This window comes from Pseudomonas sp. CDFA 610 (assembly GCF_021147865.1).
In the GTDB taxonomy this organism is placed as follows: Bacteria; Pseudomonadota; Gammaproteobacteria; order Pseudomonadales; family Pseudomonadaceae; genus Aquipseudomonas; species Aquipseudomonas alliivorans.
Genome location: NZ_JAGTPM010000007.1, coordinates 140,178 through 159,882 on the forward strand (window position 1 = coordinate 140,178; position 19,705 = coordinate 159,882).

Consider the following 19,705-nt stretch of genomic DNA (forward strand, 5'->3'; position numbering starts at 1 on the left):
GCTTTCCGGGCGTTCAAAGCTGTGCTGGCATACGCAAGCCTCGTAACACCGACATATCGAAGGGGTTCGGAGAACGCTGTCCCAGCAGCAGATAGTTGGCCCGCATCCCGCCCACATCGGCTTTCAACACCATAACATCACGTCCCTTGAGTGGTTCGGTCTGCATCAGCTCCAGCAGGCGGAACAGTGACCAGGGGCCAGTATTCTTCTCGATGCCCATCGGGCGACCGGCCATACGGTCCATGATCAAACTGGCCCGGCCACCCTCGATCTCGGTGGGCCATGTGAAAGCAACGGGTACGATGGGCCCATGGCGATACTCGATAGACTGGTTGCCCAGGCGAAACTCGGCGCGGCTGACATTCGGATCAAGTGTGTAAGGCTCAAGCTTGAACCGGACCCTTGGTTCCTGAGCGCTTTCCGCGAAAAAGCTGTTGCGAATGGCGTACACCGCAGACATCTGATCAAGATACGCCCGGCTCATCGGCAGGCTGTAGCCGTCGATGCTGCGCAAGCGATAGTGGCCAGGCTCGCCGCTGACAAAAGGTTTCAGGTAGCTGTTGAAGAAGCGGTCAGCGAGCCCCTGAGATTTGAAAAACTCGCGAAAATCGCTGAGCGCAACATCGCTGCTGCTGTGGGCGTGAAACGGATAGCGCTTGTCGAGCGCCTGACCGTAGAAACTGTATAGCTCATCCTTGTAACGCTGATTGACGTACTGATACGACTGATGCAGGACGTGGCTCCAGACATCTTCCGCCAACCCATTGAACCATCCGGCCACAGGCTGCGGCAGCGATGCAGCCGTATTACGCAGACTGCTCAACGCATCGCGCTGCCCGCCCATGCGGCTCCGTGCCATCTCGAATGCAGCCAGTTCAGGCTGGCCAGAGCGGCCCAGCGCCGCCATTTGCAGTTGAACGTCATCCAGCGCACTGAACAGGGAGATCAGGTCAGCACCGGGCGCATTTTCTTCATCCAGGAGTCGATGCAACGGATCGAAGCGACGTTGCAGCGTCTTCCTCGCAGCGTCGGGCAGGCCCTCGGCTATCGCTTGCTGTACGTGCCCGCCAACGGCTGAAGCGACTTTGCCCACAGCACCGGCCTTGTCCGGGACAGGCAGTGTGTCGAGACTTTCGGCCACCGTCGGGAAGCGGGTGTTGTCCCGGATTTCAATCAGCAACTGCACCAGCGGCGAGTTGGCGGCGCTCAGACCGGCCATTTGCAACGCCCCCTGCCTTGGTCCTTCAAACGGCTGCAACGATGCCCGATCAACAGCTTCGGACCAGTGATTGGCGTAGTCGCGGAAATAAAGCTGCTCCAGTTCGATCATCAACCGGCGCAAGTCGGCAGTGCCAAGCGCTGCGCTCTCGCCCAGCACCCAGTTGTCCTTGAGAATTTCGCTGACCACTGTCGAGCCCTGAACCACAAAATATTGTTGATAGCCATGACGTGTGTAAAAGCCCGGAATACGATAGTCGGTGCCTGCCAGCAGCATCCGCTGCGGACCGATTCGTTGCGCCAGGCTGTACTCGGGAAGGCTGCGCGCCTTATCACGCAGTACTCGATAAACCACACTGGCCAGAGACTCGTTGCGCAACACCTGGCGAGTCTGCGCCACCAGCTCGGCGTTGCCCTGGTAGACAAACGGCAGATCCAGCAAACGTTGCACATGCTCATTCAATTGACGCCGCGCCTGGGCATGAGCGGCATAGCGTATCGACCAGTCAGCGGCGACCCATTCCCGCAGCCAGACACGATCCCGGTGCTCCTGATGGGTCAGCATCAGATAAGCGCGCAAACTGCCCAACAACTGCTCACGGTCGTGTGCAGCAGCCTGCATCTGTGCTTCGAGCAAGCCTGCCAGACGAGGTAACAACAATTGCTGCAATTGCGCATGGTAACTGGCCAGCAGCGCCTCGTTGACAACCTGTCCTTGATACAAGCCATTGCGCTCGTAGACGGACAGCCCCGCTGTATCGGGAAATACCTGCGTGGACTGGTAATGAGTGTTCAGAGCATCAAGCACCGCCAAAACGTCATCCTGTGGGCCTATCTGCAAGTGCTGCCTGGCCAACGGTTGCGCGGCCAGACGAAGTGCTTCAAGTCGGTCGTGGTTGGCGTTGAATCCGGTCGCCCACACCACACCGGCCATAGCGACCACAAGGAACGCGCTGCCAAGGATCGCACGCTGTCTCCAACCCAGCTGTCGACGCACGTTTTTGTCGAGCATCGCAAGCCTGGACTCCGGAAATATGACCCGTGCCAATAGGTCATGGATGAATCGCGGGCGCCCGGCATGCCGTAACGGCAGACCACTGCTGTCCTGATCGCCAACCGCCTGCTCTTGCAGCGGGCTAGCCTGATCAATCATGTGAGGCGCACGGGTGAGGTAAAAACCGCGCAGATGGCTGGCACGCTGGTAACGATTGCCCGAAAAGGCCAGCTCGACGAAGATATTCAGGCTATTGCCGATGCGTCCCAATTGATCAGGAAACTCCAGCATTCGGCCACGTCGCTGAATGTCGCGCTCCTGATGAAGCCGCGTGATGACTTGACTGCCCAGCCTTTTCAACAACGACTCGAATGCCTTGCCGACAACATCGACGTCGCTGCCCCGCTCGTCCTTGCCGAACGTGGAGCCCAGTACCTGCCGGCTTTCCTCACGAGACAACTGGTCGAAGAACTCATCGAAGCCCTCTATAGCGTCAGCCTTGGTCAGCACGAGATAAACGGGAACCTCAATGCTCAGTCGACGACGAACCTCGTCCAGACGAGTTCGAACGGTTTCGGCCAATGACTCGAGTCGATTCGACGGGTCGTCGATCAACAGCTCCACGGGTAAAGTGACCATCACGCCACTGAGAGGACGCACGCGGCGTCTGTCACGTAGCAATGACAACAGCGTGCCCCATGCGCTGCTGTCTACTTCTGACTGCGTCTGGCTCAGGTAACGGCCAGCGGTGTCCATGATCACCGCCTGATCAGTGAGATACCAATCACAACAGCGCGTGCTGCTGGTATCGCGCGTAAGCTTGCGCTGAACCTTGTTGAGGGGGAAGTCGAGCCCGGAAAAGTCCAGCAGGCTGGTCTTGCCACTGCCTTGCGGGCCGATCATCAGGTACCAGGGTAATTCCAGGCGCCCGGAATCGCCGTGCCCGTCGTAAAGACTCGAACGCCTGATCAGCCTTACGGCGTCCTTGAACCGGCGGGTCAGCTCCTGACGCTCCTTGTCAATTGCGATGCTTTGGTGCATCTGCTCCTTTTCGGTGTCGTTGCCCTGTTTTTTTTCGTCGCCTCTACCTGTTCGCCAACCGACGAAGACCATTGCCAGCCCCCAGGCAAGCAACAGCACAATGGCAACCAGCAGGCGCGAAGTCGCGCTGTCCAGAAACCTGTGTTCGGCGACCGCGAACAAAGGCCCGAATAGCCAGACCAGAGCGCTCATGACGAGCACCAGCAATAACGACCAGACCCAGGTTTTTCCCAGCACGGAGAACAACTTTTTCAATAATGTCTTCATCGGGTCTCTCGGTTGTGCGACTGGCGCTGAAGCGCACCTGAATCAATGAACTGATAAGGCCTGAGGACCGTCTCGCGCTGCTTGCCCAACACCCAGGCGAACCCCGAATACATCACCGCCAGTGTCATCAGTGTGAACATGATCACCAGCCAGGACGGCACGAGCCGCGGCGTCTCCGAAGCGTCCTCTTGCGAGCCACGCCAATGCGGCGAAAGCGTCATAGGTACCTCTCCTCGCAACTGGCGTATCTGCCGATAGAGGCCGTCGCGAATATCGTCCAGTCCGTCATCACCCCGTTGCGAGACGCGGTACCTGCCCTTGAACCCCAGAGCCAGACAGAGGTACATCAGCTCCAGCATGTGCAGGTGCCTGGCCGGATTACTGCCCAGTCTGTCCAGCAATTGGAAAAACTTCTCGCCGCCAAACGTCTCCTGATGGAAATGACTCAACAGACTCATGGTCGACCAATTACTGGCGCTGCCCCATGCGGTGATCAGGACAGCCTCGTCGAGCACCGTGCACAACACATAGCGTGCCGCCAGCATCTGGTCGTGTTCTATCGCGTGATGATGGGCATGGGCCTCGAACAGTTTCACTTGCCCGATCAGCTTTCTGTTCAACGGGCGAATGTCTTCTTCATCCGGTGCAGCGGCTAGCCTTGAAAGGTGCCGCAGCAGGTCACTTGCAGCAGCGATCAAGGGGTTGATGTGAACGTCCATACGCTTTTCAGGCGCCAGTCGGGCACTGTAGGTCAACCGTTCCTGAAGACTTTCGAACGGATGGAATCCGGCCGAACACGTGAGCCTTTCGTGAGTGTGATCACCTGAGCGCTGCCCGTGCAGTCGAGTAGGATTTTCATTGTGGTCTTGCATATCCACTACCTTTGCCATCAGTTTCTGACCGCCCAGAATTGCAGTTCAAGACCTGCAAAATCCCCCGAAACATGGAAGGCAAATCCACCAGACGTATCCACTTGCGCCTGCTCCTGCTCGTTGAGTTCCAGACTGAAATAGGTTCTGTTCGAATGGAACGGGATCTGACGCGGTGCTACGGGCAAGGGTCTGAGACGCATGCCCGGCAGATGCAGACTGACCAGCTCGCGGATGCTTTCGACCGAGCCGACCTTCAGGTGAGAAGGCAACCGGTGACGCAGCTCTTCAGCATCGCATTGCGCCCGGGCTGCTAGCACAAACGAGGCTGAGCCCAACAATTGTCGATCCACGCGCGGAGAAACCAGCACGCCGTACTGACGCACTTGCAGCTCCAGTTCAATGGCGTGCTGTTCAAGGACCATCGACAGGACCTGTCGAATCGCGAACATCACTTTTCCGAACGTCGTGCCCTGATCGCTGTGCTGATACTGGCCGTCCAGCAGCGGACGCTTGCTTTCAGCACCAAAGGTCGACAGTTCGCCAAGCAATGCCAAAAGCGAACGATAAAGCCGCTCGGGGTGAACGTCCTGCAGGGTCAGGTAGTGCTGAAGCACCGGCTCCGTTCGATTGATCAACTGCAACATCATGAAATCACCGACCTCGGCGCTGCCTGCCTGACCGTTGGAGCGGATTCGTCCGGCGATGGCGTTGCCTCTGTTCCCAAGCAGGCTCACGACCTCCTTCAAACACGACATCAGATAAGGCGACCCGCCTGCATTGATGAAAGAAGGAACGAACCCATCGTCGAGCCTGACGGCATTGTCAGGCGTGCTGACCAGTACCTGGCACACCTTGAGCTTTACGTAAGCGTGCTCGGTCTTCTGGTCCCCCAGCAGCAATTGAAACTCGGGCCGGGCGCAGAGTATTTCGATTCGGGTATCTTCTCCGGCATTCGAATCGGCGACTGCAGTGGCGTAGGTGGTAAATCGGGCAACCACATCCGGCTGGTCGGCACTGCGTGCCTCGATGCAATTACCCGTCACCAGTGGCAATGCCAGATAAACCGCGGTGTTGGCCGTGTTTGGAGGTATCTCCAATGCCAATGGTTTATCCCTGTCGCCCAAATCGAAAAAGGTGCCGTCCGGCAGTACACCTGATGCCCGATTGATAACAATCTGACCCGAGCCTAAAAACTGTTGATTGATTTCAACCGTTTTAAAGCCCCACATGTGTATGCCAGTCAGTTGCGTGCACAACCTCATCTGTTGGTCGTAGTATCGATCATTGTGTTGAAAGTGCTGAGGGCGCAGCAGCATGCCTTCCTGCCAGATAACATTGTGAGCGTTCATGCTTAGCTCCCTGCCCTTGAAACGGCTTCGTCACTGCGATGCAAACCGGCTTCATCAAGTGTGAATTCGGCCCGCGTCAGCGCCTCGGGCGTCAGTTGGATCACATAGCGCCATCGAGCCTCGGGAAGATCGCGATACGCAGCCAGCACCCCGACGTAAGCACTGCCAGGCTCAAGCTTGAGCTTCAGGTCGACGCGATCGCCGGGGCGCAACTCCAGTTCCTCCGTCGCGACCAGATCCTGAGCGAGCACGTCCTTGGCGCGGTCGTAGAGGGAAAAGAAATCCACACTCTGGAACGTAGCGGGATGCTTCAACTCCATAAGGCGCAGGACCGTTGGTGAGGGTCGGCCGTTGAGGTCCGGATTGAGTCGATCACTCCCGGTAAGGCTGATCTCCAGCCGCGTCTGCGTGGAATAAAGCGACAGCGCCGAGCAGCCGCCCAGCAACATGAACATGGCCAGCATCACTGGCCTGGCGTAATACATAGGCATTCAGGTTTTTCTCAGTCAGTTCGGGTAAAGGGTGTTGATCAGGCGGATCTGTTCGTCGTAAGCCTTTAGAAAATCCCGGTTCCACAGCCCCATAGTCCATTGATCGTTCTGAGCAAGGGTCCGGTGGTGGTGAACATAAGCGCGCCATCGACTGCCCGCGGTCCGTAGCCAGGACTTGTCTTCATGCTCAAACTGCCAATGCAGCCGTTGCGGGGAGAAATGCTCCAGAGCCGAGCGCGCCATGGCCCGGCAACCTGCGAGAAGGGCAACCTGATGGGACTGGGAAGCGCGAAATGATTGAGTAATCATTCGGGACGCTTGCCCGGACTGATGGTGCAAAAGCAGCTGGATAATCGAGCTGGCATCCAGCGAATCGACAGGTCGGTCCTTGCCGGATCCTGACTCTGGACGGCAACCCCCCAGTTCAGAGTCAAGCTCATTGCGAGTCGATGAACCGTGCTCCAGACCATCAATGCACTGTCTGAACAGCCGTGCTGCATCAATTGCCAACCCTTCGCACGCTGTCGAATCGATGCCACTCAGGTCCACATCGAGCGCTTCGGCAAGCCGCTGACAGAACAAACCAGTCATTTCGTCGGCACACTTCGCATAACGCTGGGCAGCCGGCAGGGATGCAGGTATCAACTCCGGCAACAGTAACTGTTCGCGATCTGTAGATGAATATCGACCAATGCCTGGAAACTCGACCCGCTCCTCCAGCAAGGATGAAAGCTCATCGGGATGACAGTGGCTTTTATCACTTGCCTGCCATACAGCGAGTGGATCGAGTTCAGCGAAAACCGGGAGACCGTTAATAGATGGCTGCGCTTTTTGACCGGTTCGCTCGCTCCGGATGCCGAGCAGACAAGCTCGCAATTCCAGGTCCCCCATTCGATAAGTATCGCCATGCCTGACGCATCGCCTTTCTCCGGCATAGAGGGTTTCAACACCATTAAGCAGAGTGCCGTTACGACTGATGTCTGTCAGGTAGAACACGTTGTCTTCATGACTGATACGCGCATGTTGCCTGGACACATAAAGCGCCTGATCTTCAATACGCCACTCACACTCTGGACTGCGTCCCAGAACACCGCCGCTCTGATTGAAGCGCCACGACGGTGAGCACCCCTCCTTGAGGTCCGGCGGGTTGATTACTTCCAACACCAATTCCATCAACACATCTCTCTGATTCATCGATTGCGATTGTTTGACGTCGTATTTCCAAGGGCACGATATTCACTATCATCGAACTTCAATGGGCCACTGCACCCGGCCAGAAGAATCGATAGCGCACAAAAAAAGAGAACAGCCCTCCACTGACTGAAGTTCATCAGGTATCTCCATGAAACTAACGATCCGGTTATTGGGGGCACCTGGCGGAGCACTTTCTGGCGCTGTTTATATCCAGGCGCGTCATCCGGTAAAGCAATGTGCGTCGTGACAGACCTAACTTCCGCGCGGTCAGCGTTCGATTGCCACTGTTTTTACGCAGGCATTCAAGCAATACGTCACGTTCGAAATGTTCCATGCGCTCACGCAACGTCACGCCGTGAAGAGAACCTTCGGCACCGTTTACAACAGGGAAGTGTTCCGGCAGCAGGTGTCCATCCTCGCTAAGCAGAACAGCGCGTTCGACGAAACCCTTCAACTGCCGCACATTGCCGGGGAAGGAATAGTCACAGAGAAAAGACAGTGCGGATTCCGACCACCGTACCGGTTCACGTCGCAACGAAATGCAGGCACTGGACGCAAACTGTCTGGCCAGCGGTTCGATATCTTCCACGCGATGCCGCAACGGCGGTAACGAAACGGGAAACTGGGCGAGGCGGTAATAAAGGTCCTCGCGAAAACGCCCTTGCGCTATCAGCGCTGGCAAATCCCTGTGCGTGGCAGCAATGATGCGCACATCGACTTTACGTACCGTGTCTGAACCCAGAGGACGTATTTCTCCTTCCTGCAAGACTCGCAGAAGCTTTGCCTGGAGTCCGAGGGGCATATCGCCTATTTCATCAAGCAGGAGAGTGCCGCCATCCGCGATGTCGAAAAGACCGCGGCGATCGCGATCAGCGCCGGTGAACGCCCCCTTTCGATAGCCGAACAACTCGCTTTCCAGAAGGTTTTCGGGAAACGCGGCGCAGTTCTGCACTACAAAAGCTTTTTTGCGCCGGGGTCCGTAGGAATGGATGGCGCGGGCAACGACCTCCTTGCCCGTCCCGGTCTCGCCAGTCAGCAGAACGGTGTAGGCGCTTTGCAAAACCTTGCCGACCAACTGACAGGTCTGACGCATGGGTTCGCTTTTGCTGATCAGCCCGTAATTCGAGGACCCGGACTCCAGTATCGGCATTCCCGTAAGGGCATGGCGGCGCTCGAACAGAACCTTCAGCGCAAGTACGAAAGAACCCAGCGATTCCAATGACGCCGCGAAGCACTCGAGTGATCTGGCTGCTTCGCTGGCGCACACCAGAAGCCCTGTCGTGACGTTATCTCTGGTGCTTAGACGCACGCACAACAATGACTTCCAGCCTGACGGCCTTGAGGGCAGGAAGCCAGTATCGTAAAGGCCGGAGTCGACTTCATTCACACTGACAGGCGTGCCCTGAGACAGAGCGAACTGAAGCAGGTTTTCCGTACTGTAATCGGAATAATGACCTGCGACGGCTTCGGGCTGAATGATGTCATTCAACACCTGCACCTTCAGATCAAGCCGCTCATTGACTGCTTCAAAGATGAATAACTGGGCAAGCTCACAACCGACAAGCTGGCAGGCTGCCCGGGCAAACCCGTTGAGCAGCGACTCACTGTCGCCAGCGCACGACAGTTGGGTGTAGATCGAACATAGCGTATGCGCGTAGTCCAGCGGATTCTGGACAGCGTTAAACATCGACGTCATCTCAGTCGAACTCACAGACAATGAGGCCGGCAGCATCCAGCGTCGCGTAAACGCGTTGAATGCCCTGACCGTCGGACATCGCGCCGAGCAGACGATTGGCAATCAATGGAATGAGGCAAGTGTCCAGCAGGCGATCCACAAACCGCGCTCCCGTATCGCCTTGCGAGCATCGTTCAAGCAAGAACGAAACGAGACACTTTGAATACGCGAAGGTGAGTCCTCGACTTTTCAACCGTTCTCCCAGGCGTATTAGCTTGAGTTCGATCAGTTCGCGCAGTATCTCTCCAGAAATCGGGTAGTACGGCACGACTTGCATCCTTGCCAGAAGTGCAGGCTTGAAATGCGCGATCAGCATCGGGCGAATGCATGCTTCGAGTTGCTCGACATCAGGTCGTTGATCTGCCTGGCAACACGTCGCAATGAGTTCGCTTCCAAGATTGGACGTCATAAGAATAAGCGTATTGCGAAAGTCGATTTCCCGGCCCTCACCATCATTGGCAATGCCTTTATCAAATATTTGATAAAACAGATTCATCACATCGGGATCGGCCTTCTCCACCTCATCCAGCAGAATGACCGAATATGGCTTTTGTCGAACAGCCTCGGTGAGCAGACCACCCTCTCCGTACCCGACATAACCGGGCGGCGCGCCTATCAGACGGGAAACCGTATGTTTCTCTTGAAATTCGGACATGTTGATGACCGTGAGAAAACGCTCACCGCCATACAACAAGTCAGCCAGCGCAATGGCTGTTTCGGTCTTGCCCACGCCACTGGGGCCTGTCAGAAGATAAACACCGGCCGGAGCATCCGGCTTGTTAAGGCCTGCCGCCGAGGCACGCATCGCTCGGTCAAGCACATGAACAGCCTGGTCCTGGCCACGAATACGTTTTTTCAGGTCCTGTGCGAAACCGGCAACTTTCGAACTGTGTTCCTGTGCAAGCTGTGAAAGCGGGATGCCGGTCCAGCCGCAGACCACCTCGGCGATCAATCGAGGGCACACTTCAAAACTGACCAGTCGCTCCGCTGCCTCACCTTCGGTCAGGGCTTTATGAACACCTGTCAGCTCCGTTTCCAACGACTCTATGAGCGCACACAATTGATGAGGATGCTCGATATCAGTCTTTGCCTTCAGGTAGCGCTTCTCGCGCAGTTCGGACAACTGCTGACGCAGATTGAGTAGCTGTTCGACATTGGCGCGTTGCTGGTTCCACAAGGTTTCAACGTCGCTTTTTCGCTTCCGGAGTTCCTGAAGACTTTCCTCAAGCGTCAACAGAGCCCGTTCATCAACACCCAACCCGGCCTGTGAGTCTCGTCGCAGGGCGTCGAGCTGACGCTGGTCCTCGGCGAACCGGGTACGCAGGCGCTCCAATTGTTGCGGCGCGGCTGCCAGGCTGATGCGAACACGAGCGCAGGCGGTATCAAGCAGATCAACCGCCTTGTCCGGTAGCTGCCGACCGGTGAGATAGCGCGCCGATAGCCGAGCCGCTGCGACCACAGCATCATCGCGCAGATACACACCGTGGCTTTTTTCATAGGTCGCAGCCAGACCACGCAGAATGACTATTGCCTCTTCCACTGTAGGCTCCAAAAGGCGAACCGGCTGGAAACGGCGTGCCAGCGCCGGATCCTTCTCGAAATACTTTTTGTACTCCGACCAGGTTGTCGCTGCGATTGTCCGAAGCTCCCCTCGGGCCAGCGCCGGCTTGAGCAGGTTGGCAGCGTCGGAACCGCCTGGCTGTCCTCCTGCGCCAATCAAAGTGTGGGCCTCGTCGATAAACAGGATGATGCTGCGCGCTGATGCCCTCACCTCCTCGATCACCCCGTTCAGACGACGCTCGAACTCACCCTTGACGCTCGCCCCGGCCTGCAGCAGGCCCATATCCAGTGTCAGCAGTTCAACATCCTTGAGAGACTCAGGCACTTCACCCTGAACGACTCTCAGCGCCAGGCCTTCGACAATCGCGGTTTTACCGACCCCGGCTTCGCCTACCACGATCGGATTGTTCTTGCGTCTTCGGGAGAGCACGTCAATCATCTGCCGAATCGCTTCATCCCGGCAAAGGACGGGATCAAGCCGACCTTCACGCGCCCGCTGTGTCAGGTTGTGAGTGAAGCGTTTCAGTAGCGATTCGTCTGCCCGTTCAAGCAAACGCCCTTCGGGATCATGCTGCTCGGCAAGAAAGAAATCTTTCAAGCGATACGCATTGATCCTGCTCAGCAGTGGTTGATAGCGGCTGCCTGCGTATCGAATCGGATTGCGCAACAGTGCAAGAACGAGTGCGGCCTGTTCAATGTGGCTTTGGCTCAGCTCAAGATTGGCCACGAGCAGCGCGTCCTGTAGCCACTGCACAAGTTCCGGCGCAAATACCGGATTACGAGAGGCGCTTTGCTCCATACCCGGCTGCAGCAAAGACGCAAAATGCGCAGAGTCGACATCAGCATCCAAAAGCGCCCGGGAAAGAAGACTGTCCGGACGTTCCAGAAGGGCAAGCAGCAAATCCTCCACAAGAATTCTGTTGCCTCCTCTCGTGACACAACGCGCTGCGCAGCTCTCCAGATTCATCCGGGTGGGCGCGTCCAGAGCATTGACCAGTTGCTGCAGGTCTACATTGATCATGACTATCTATCCTTAATGAATGGACTGGCCAAGCGTCACCATACCGTCGGCACGCTCATGCCCCAGCCAACTGGTCCAGCCGAGGCGGCAGGTATTCTGTTCACCAATGCACAGGGCCCGAATTTCCTCCCGCAGCAAGGCAAGACAGACGTCGTACTCAAGAAAGTCTCGTTGCGTGAACCGCACCAAAGCACTGAGAGGCTGATTCGAGGCGCCCTGAGGAAGAAATTTGTGAAAGCTGTCCCAGCACAGTCGCCTGATGTGGATGCGAAACTTGCCGCTTCGGTCTCGAATCCGCTCACCAAGAACGGCGTCCTGACCGAGCTGACTATGGTTTCTACCCAGAAAGTTGCGCTGTTCACGGGTGATGTGAACGACACGCTCTGCACACTGCTCAATGAAGAAATCGGCATGGTTGAAGTAATAACGCAGAACCGATTCGATCAGTGCCGCAGAGTGCGCGCGCAAGCTGAGCAGCCCCAGGTAAGGCAGGAGCCGCTTCCAGTCCAGGTCGGCAGCTTCCCTGATCCTTTCGCCACCCAGCCCGATCAATGCAAACAGATGCTCGGAAAAACGATCGGTCGCACCGTGAGCGAATACCGCGTGATAACGGTACTTTCGCCAGACAGGCAACATGAGCTTCTGAAGTCGATGATGAAAAACATCAAGAAAATCGCGCGTTACGCTGAAGTCACCCTCCTCGTCCAACACCTGCTCGCCGTAGAAGGCTGGCAGCGGGGAACCGGAGCCGACCAGGCTGATAACATTCAGGCATAACCTCACGTGAAATTTCCCGCGCCATTCAAACAGCTCAAGACGTTCGATATCGCTTCCGGGAAAGCCAAGGCCCGGGTTCGCATGAAGTAAAAGAAAGTCATGCAGCGACTCATCATCAGCCTTGGGGTGAATCTCGCGAAGCACCTCCAGGATCAGAGGGATCGCCTGATAAATGGAGTACTCACGGATCCTGTGACTGAGTGCAACTAAAGAAGCGGCTGGAGTCCCATGCGCGGTGTCCATTTGTAAAATTCTCCGTGTGTACTTTTCACACTCAGTTCATGGAAAGAGTTGAGGCTGGCATACAGTGCGAAAAACTCGTTCAGTACTGATGCAAACAAGAAAAGAGTGCCTTCGCCCCCATAACCGTCGGGATTGATGACCAACTCTGTCGTGACGCCCCGCACAGGCCGCCCCTTGTAAAGTCGATCAGCGGGGCGATGGCTTATCGATTCAAGCCCCTTGAGAAGATGCCGACTGGCCCGTTCGGCTTGCTGATCGTGATAGCGAGGTAAATCATAAGTTTCGAGTACAACTTTCAACGCGTCGATATTGGCGAGTGACAGATAGTTCAACGACATGTTACTGATCACACGCCATAGAAAATCGCGACTGACAGGAGGCGCATAGCTGGGTGTGGCCGGGGTAATATTTTTGAACCGAAGGAAATCCGGCGTTCCGTCACAGGACCTGCAGATACCACCGGCTTTGATCTGCAATGGAAGGTCATGATTGGTACAGCTCAGCTCGACGGATACCGTTTCGGGGTATTCAACACTTCGATGATCAAAGCTTAAATAAGTATCCAGGCCATCGTATTGCATGGAGGGGCGCTGCCGAGCGCTGTAGAAAGGCTTGTTTTTCGTCGAGCCTTGCCCTGAATCATGTTCGAAAGATTCAAACAAGGCATAGTCCTGATAGCCAAGACCGCCAGATTGCCAACCGGTTACCCGGTCCACTGAATACACTGCACAACTGCTGAGATCATCTCTGGACGGCACGAGAAGATAATCATCTCGCTTGGCGTCAACCAGGATGGGCAAGGCATCCTGTTTGAATAAATTCACGATCGGTGTGCAGTACAGCTTTACATGATCGAGGGTGGGCCGAAGACGCTGGATTTCAGCCCCCTTGATGTTCAAGGTCAACTGTATGCCACGGGCATGTTTGATAATAGATTCGGGCAAAGCACTCAGAACACTCAAGCCCATGACGTCGACAAACATGAATTTTTCCTGAAAGAAAAAATATTCCTGCAGGTAGCGGTAACCTCTGAATGTATTAAAAGGATAAGGTATCAATGCTTCTTCTTCAGCAAAGCCAACTGGCTGCACTTCAGTGACCGGAATATTAAGTTCAATGGTATTTCCATGAGCGTCATCAATCAGACGCCCCTCAGCATCGAGCACGCTGAGAGTGACACCCTCGAGTTTGCGCATCAGCGCGAGATACAAGGCCTGACTGACATAACGATCACCCGCAAGATGCAGTCTTACTCGTTTCAACTCCAGTTCGCCAATGTGACCTTCGCAACTCATGACGAAAAACAATTTCAGGGTTGCTCCATCACTGATCGACGAGTGACGCAGTTCCTTGAGTTCAAGCGGCAAGACCTCGGTTGCGAAGCACGTGCGAAAACGGCAGACACGCCCATCGACCGGATCACTTTCAACAGGAGTGGATCGATCAACCAGCACTGCGGGCCCGGACCGAAGCAGTGGTTCGAACTGAAGCATGCTCACCGACGGCAGCGGTCGCAGATAATTGGGCCAGAGCAAATTCATTAATGAGTGAGTCAACTCTGGCAACTCATCGTCCAGCTTCTGACGCAGCCGTCCTGTCAGGAACGCGAATCCCTCGAGCAGTCGCTCGACATCAGGATCACGCCCCGCCTGGCCCAAAAAAGGCGCCAGTGCAGGATTACGCTCGGAAAAACGACGGCCCAGCTGACGCAAGGCTGAAAGTTCATCCTGATAGTAGTCATTGAAAGACAACGTTCATTACCTGTTCCAAGTTCACCGAGAACGGTGAATAGAGGCATTAAGGAACGACATACCTTACGTATACGTTCACGTTGGCATGCCGCCCCGCCCAGATTGATCACACCTTTACATCGACGCGCCCACGGCCATTCAGCACCGCTTGAAAAAGCACCTCCTTATTCACGCCGTCGATATTCACAACCGCCTGGATGTGGAAGCCAAGTTCAAGCGCATCGTCGTCGCGCGACTCGGAAACAACGCGAACATTCATGAGCCGCGGCTCATAAGCGCAAATAAAATCTTCAATGGCCTTCCGGGAATTACGCATCACATCGTTCAGGCTGAATCGCAGATCATTCAAATCCGGAAGACCGTAATCGGGCAGCGTCTGAACGCTACCCGCCCGAGTGCTCAACATTCTTGAAAGATGAATGGCAACCGACGTCACAAGCTGAGTTTCCCGGTTTGAACAGGGCCGCTTTTCAGGTACCCCGGCCAGCCGTTCAAACAGACTCGTGCAACGGATCATTCCTTATCCATTTTTCCGACCAGCGACAATGTAAAAGAGGCCCCCATGTACTTGAAATGCGGACGCACGTTAAGAGCAACCTTGTACCAACCCGGGTCGCCTTCAACATCACTCACTGTAATCTGCGCCGCACGCAACGGTCGTCGACCGCGGACCTCAGCCCCGGGATTTTCCTGATCAGAAACGTATTGCCGTATCCACTTGTTGAGTTGCAGTTCAAGGTCCGTACGCTCTTTCCATGACCCGATCTGTTCGCGCTGAAGCACCTTGATGTAGTGGGCCAGGCGATTAACGATCATCATGTAAGGCAGTTGAGTACCCAACCTGTAATTGAGCTCGGCCACTTTACCCTCCGGATTGTTTCCGAAGAACTTGGCCTTTTGTACGGAGCTGGCAGAGAAGAAAGCGGCATTGTCACTTCCCTTGCGCATCGTCAACGCAATGAAGCCCTCCTCTGCGAGTTCATATTCTCGACGGTCGGACACCAGCACTTCGGTCGGCACCTTGGTTTCAATCTCACCCAGACTGTCAAAATGATGCAGAGGGAGGTCCTCAACAGCTCCACCGCTCTGCGGCCCGATGATATTGGGGCACCAGCGAAACTTGGCGAAACTGTCGGTAAACCGGGTAGCAAACGCATAGGCGGTGTTCCCCCAGAGATAATGCTCGTGAGCATTCGCGACGTTTTCCCGGTAGGAGAATGTCTTGACCGGGTTTTCCTGGGGATCATAGGGGCTGCGCAGCAGAAACCGAGGGACCGTCAAAGCGAAGTATCGGGCGTCCTCTTGCTGCCGAAAACTCTGCCATTTGGCAAACTGCGGACCTTCGAAATGGTCCTTCAGATCCTTGAGATCAGGCAGGCTGGTGAATTGCTCAAGACCAAAGAACTGAGGCCCGGCGGCCGCAATGAAGGGCGCATGGGCCATGCAGGCTACGCTGGAAACGTACTGCATCGTCTTGACGTCCGGAGCGCTGGGGGAAAAGTAGTAGTTTGCGATGATCGCACCTACCGGATTTCCTCCGAACTGACCGTACTCCGCCGTATACACGTGTTTGTAAAGACCGGACTGCATCACTTCTGGAGAATCTTCGAAGTCATCGAACAGATCCTGCTTTGAAACACTCAGCATCTCGACCTTGATGTTTTCCCGGAAATCCGTTCGGTCGATCAGCAACTTCAAGCCACGCCACGAAGACTCCAGCGACTGAAACTCGGAATGGTGCAGGATCTCGTCCATCTGCCGGCTCAACTTCACGTCGATCTCGGTAATCATTCGATCGACAAGCGCTTTTTTTACCGGCTCCGCGCTGTTATGCGGTTTCAGTAACTCCTCGATGAAAGCGGCAACACCACGCTTTGCTATCGCATAGGCTTCATCGCCCGGAGACATTCTGGTCTCGGCGATGATCTGATCGAGAATGCCGTACTCGACATTGTCGTGGTTATCCTGTTGTGCAGCGATGGTGCTCATAAATTTTCTTCCTGACGTTCCAGATACTTCATTCCGTTACCGCATCGAGCCCCAACTCACCGAGTACCCGATCACGTGAAGCCTTGTCTGCAAGCACATTTTCAATCGCCTTGCGAAATGCAGGTGCGTTGCCCAACGGACCTTTGAGCGCCATCAAGGCGTCACGCAATTCCATGAGTTTCCTGAGCTCCGGGATCTGTTCCACAAGGCTGGCCGGGTTAAAGTCAGTCATCGCATTGACGCTGACATCGATCGCCAATTCTCCAGTCTCGCCTTCATCCCCTAGACGATTGGGAACACTCAGTGAAAGCCTCAGATTCTGTTTCGCAAGCACGTCATCAAAATTGTTTTTATCAACGCTGATCGACTTGCGCACCTCAAGCTTTCGCTCATCCGCACGCTGAGTAAAATCACCCAACACCAACAATTTGAAAGGAAGTTCTATTTCTTCCTGTGCGTCACCAGTCGCCGGTTTAAAAGTGACATTGATACGTTCCTTGGGCGCGACAGAGCCTTCTTTTGCCACGGTATTCACTCCTTGCTTATGACAGCACTTATATTTTATTCAGCACGGTTTCAAAATCATATTTGCACAACCGCCTGTAGATTTCGTCTTTGCTCACTCGTGACATCCCGTCAGGCGGAAGCTTATCGTGACAACTGTATAGAAGTCGGGAAATGTCCAGGAACGCGTCGGCCTCCCATGTCTCAAGCCCCTTCCTCTCAAGTTCTTGATCAAGCAGTTCGAGTTGCACCTTGGCCAACTCATATTTTTTTGCATGGTGGCAGAGGCGAGCGATACTGAACTGCCAGAAAAAACGCTCACGTTCACTGGTCGCGCTCATGAGGTGTCGGGTCAACTCCCTGACCGCAAACTTCAGACCGTCCTTGTGCAGCCTCTGAATCATTTCATTCAGAACAGCATTCCAGGCTGGCTGGACGCCATTATTACTCTGAACAAATTCGGGTTGAGCGGGACATACGTGAGGCATCACATGCGTCGATATCCAACTCTGTGTTTCATCATCGGCAAAGGGCATACCGTCATGGAAACGCAATTCGGTGATGCCAGGTACTCGCTGCAAAAAAAGAGCGAAATGAACTTCCACTTCACGCATGGAGAGTTCCGCGTTGAGCCCCTGCAGACATTCCCATACCCTTCGTTGACCGTCGAACCAGAAGGGAGAACGAGCGATGCTCGACTCAAGGTCCACAATCAGGTCCGCATAGTTGCCTTGCTCAAAACGTTCTTTGTAATTGCTCAATCGGTCTATGGGCAAGCCACGCAATGCTGTTATGCGCTCGGAGTTACACTCCGGGGCAGTATCGACCGTAAGCCAGAGCACCGTACGATTCAGACGAAGCGCGCGCACATCAGTGGCTTTCTGCCTGAGCCACCAGGCGCACAGTGACTGGGTTAAATCCTGCTGCGTACCAAGAGCCTTGCGGGCATCCTTGTCATTATTCACGGAAGGCTGGCTGAAAAACTGGGTAGCCACCTCCTTGACCTGCTCGGTGATCGTAGGCTTGCTTTCGTGTTGCGAGGCGGCCTGGAGCATTCGGGCCAATCGCCTGCGAGCCGGCAAGATCAATGGTGCTTCTTCACCCAGATGCCGCCTCAGCGACTCATCGAGCCCATCAAGATGACCTGATAAACGCTGAAACAACAAAAGCTGTTGTTTTATTGAAACATCGTCGACGAGAACCTTCTCAAGCCTGGCCAGCAACCACGCAAAAGCGGCAATACGTGTTCGGTGTTTACCTGGATATAACTCTGACCAATGGTGTTCGCAGAGATAACGCAGCATGCCGATGCCAGCCAATAAACCTGGAAACGCTTCAACTTTATAAAGCGCCCATGTCAACCAACTCGCAACACGTAGATCTTTCGACTGATCACACAGGATCTTTTCGCTTTCTTCACGAACCTTTAACCAGTCAACCTTTCCAGCCCCCAGAACCGACTGCTCGCTATTCAGTCGTGTTTCCAAGGCTTCAAACTCCTCGGAAAAGCGGACGTCGTTGCCCGCATAGCCATGACTGGATACAGGACTTTTTGCCAGATGGAGGTAACGTGCAGACAATGTATCCGAATGAGTCATTTACTGTTACCTCCTTTATGCGTCAAGTATCGTCACTGGTAGATATTGGCCAACGGCGCAAACACTAACTGCTCACACTGCGTTTAACAAGCGATCCAATACCGCGGAGCAACTTTTCAGAATTTTCCTACAACGCCACACAGCCTTAATGTAGGAAGCGAAAGCAGATGATATTTGTGAGCTGACACAATACGTTCGCGCACGCATGAGTCAGGCACTTCTACTGTTTGACGCCTGATCAACTGTGCTGTTTATTGCACACCTTCGTCGAACATTGCGCCAAACCCAACCGCTCTAACCTAATAAATATCGAGGTATCCACATGACTGCGCAGAAAATCCTCCAAGTGCGCAAAGCCATGCGCACTTTTCGGCAAAAAAATACCGATTGCGAATAAGAAGACTCATCCATGCTTAATCAAAGCCTTGAGATACTGGGCACACAGTTAATTGGCATAGTTCTTGTTAATCACCTGATAGCCGGCACGTTGAATTCCAGCTGGCCAATCAAATATCAGGAGAATTTATAATGGCAACACCTGCTTACATATCCATCACAGGGGTGAAACAGAAGCTTATAACTGAAGGTGCATTCACGGCGCATTCAGTGGGAAACATTTACCAGGAAGGTCACGAAGATCAGGCTCTGGTACAAGCGTTCAGCCATGAGGTTGTCATTCCTTGCGACCCCCAGACGGGTCAACCCAGCGGACTGCGGATACACAAGCCTTTATGCATCACGAAGATTTTCGATAAAGCCTCACCGTTGCTGCAGGCAGCACTCACGTCGGGCGAGTGTTTGAGTGAAGTCAAGATCCAGTGGTACCGCACATCAGTCAACGGCAATCAGGAGCTTTACTACACCACTCTTTTGACCGACGCCACCATCGTCCAGATAAAGGACTATATGCACAACTGCCAGGATCCTGCCAAGGCCAGCTTCACTCACCTTCAGGACGTGCATTTCGCCTACCGGAAAATCACTTGGACTCATGAAACGTGCGGAACCTCGGGTTCTGACGACTGGCGCACCCATGGGAAAGAAAAGGCTGAGTAATTAACACCATCGACCCGAAAGGGTCGATGGTTCTTTACCTCACTT

Annotated in this window: 14 protein-coding genes; 1 reads left to right on the forward strand and 13 read right to left on the reverse strand. The window is 54.7% G+C overall.

Features of this window, described 5'->3' with window-relative positions:
* Positions 1-13: 13 nt before the first annotated feature.
* From tssM to tssA, 13 genes are all read right to left on the reverse strand, one after another.
* Positions 14-3,520 carry a type VI secretion system membrane subunit TssM gene (gene tssM, locus KDX39_RS14540; protein ID WP_231660849.1) on the reverse strand — a complete coding sequence of 1,169 codons (3,507 nt, stop codon included), beginning with the start codon at positions 3,518-3,520 and terminating at the stop codon, positions 14-16.
* On the reverse strand, positions 3,517-4,392 hold the full coding sequence (gene icmH, locus KDX39_RS14545; protein WP_231660850.1) for a type IVB secretion system protein IcmH/DotU: 876 nt from the start codon (positions 4,390-4,392) through the stop codon (positions 3,517-3,519). The genes tssM and icmH overlap by 4 nt, the downstream gene beginning before the upstream one ends.
* A gap of 17 nt (positions 4,393-4,409) precedes the next feature.
* Positions 4,410-5,741, reverse strand: a complete 1,332-nt coding sequence (gene tssK / locus KDX39_RS14550) for a type VI secretion system baseplate subunit TssK (RefSeq protein WP_231660851.1) — start codon at positions 5,739-5,741, stop codon at positions 4,410-4,412.
* 2 nt (positions 5,742-5,743) lie between these two features.
* Entirely contained in the window at positions 5,744-6,232 is a 489-nt protein-coding gene (gene tssJ, locus KDX39_RS14555; protein ID WP_442964548.1) for a type VI secretion system lipoprotein TssJ, read from the reverse strand.
* 15 nt (positions 6,233-6,247) lie between these two features.
* Positions 6,248-7,405, reverse strand: a complete 1,158-nt coding sequence (gene tagH / locus KDX39_RS14560; RefSeq protein WP_231660852.1) for a type VI secretion system-associated FHA domain protein TagH — start codon at positions 7,403-7,405, stop codon at positions 6,248-6,250.
* A gap of 187 nt (positions 7,406-7,592) precedes the next feature.
* The gene (locus KDX39_RS14565; RefSeq protein ID WP_231660994.1) at positions 7,593-9,113 is read right to left on the reverse strand and encodes a sigma-54 interaction domain-containing protein; all 1,521 of its coding nucleotides are present in this window, start codon (positions 9,111-9,113) and stop codon (positions 7,593-7,595) included.
* Between the two features lie 10 nt (positions 9,114-9,123).
* Complete coding sequence (gene tssH, locus KDX39_RS14570; protein WP_231660853.1) at positions 9,124-11,742, reverse strand: type VI secretion system ATPase TssH; 2,619 nt, start codon at positions 11,740-11,742, stop codon at positions 9,124-9,126.
* A gap of 12 nt (positions 11,743-11,754) precedes the next feature.
* A complete protein-coding gene (gene tssG, locus KDX39_RS14575) occupies positions 11,755-12,762 on the reverse strand; it encodes a type VI secretion system baseplate subunit TssG (RefSeq protein WP_231660854.1) in 1,008 nt (335 codons plus the stop codon).
* A complete protein-coding gene (gene tssF / locus KDX39_RS14580) occupies positions 12,726-14,513 on the reverse strand; it encodes a type VI secretion system baseplate subunit TssF (RefSeq protein WP_231660855.1) in 1,788 nt (595 codons plus the stop codon). Before tssF ends, tssG begins: the two co-directional genes overlap by 37 nt.
* 106 nt (positions 14,514-14,619) lie before the next feature.
* Positions 14,620-15,030 (reverse strand): type VI secretion system baseplate subunit TssE, encoded by a 411-nt coding sequence (tssE, locus tag KDX39_RS14585; RefSeq protein ID WP_231660856.1) that lies wholly within the window; start codon positions 15,028-15,030, stop codon positions 14,620-14,622.
* Positions 15,027-16,502: a type VI secretion system contractile sheath large subunit gene (gene tssC, locus KDX39_RS14590; RefSeq protein ID WP_231660857.1), complete on the reverse strand. Its 1,476-nt coding sequence runs from the start codon at positions 16,500-16,502 to the stop codon at positions 15,027-15,029. Before tssC ends, tssE begins: the two co-directional genes overlap by 4 nt.
* A gap of 28 nt (positions 16,503-16,530) precedes the next feature.
* Positions 16,531-17,028: a type VI secretion system contractile sheath small subunit gene (tssB, locus tag KDX39_RS14595; RefSeq protein WP_231660858.1), complete on the reverse strand. Its 498-nt coding sequence runs from the start codon at positions 17,026-17,028 to the stop codon at positions 16,531-16,533.
* Positions 17,029-17,056: 28 nt separating this feature from the next.
* Positions 17,057-18,604, reverse strand: a complete 1,548-nt coding sequence (gene tssA, locus KDX39_RS14600; protein ID WP_231660859.1) for a type VI secretion system protein TssA — start codon at positions 18,602-18,604, stop codon at positions 17,057-17,059.
* 528 nt (positions 18,605-19,132) lie between these two features.
* Between tssA and KDX39_RS14605 the strand changes: the two genes are divergently transcribed.
* Positions 19,133-19,660 (forward strand): Hcp family type VI secretion system effector, encoded by a 528-nt coding sequence (locus KDX39_RS14605; RefSeq protein WP_184322532.1) that lies wholly within the window; start codon positions 19,133-19,135, stop codon positions 19,658-19,660.
* The last annotated feature ends 45 nt before the right edge of the window (positions 19,661-19,705 follow it).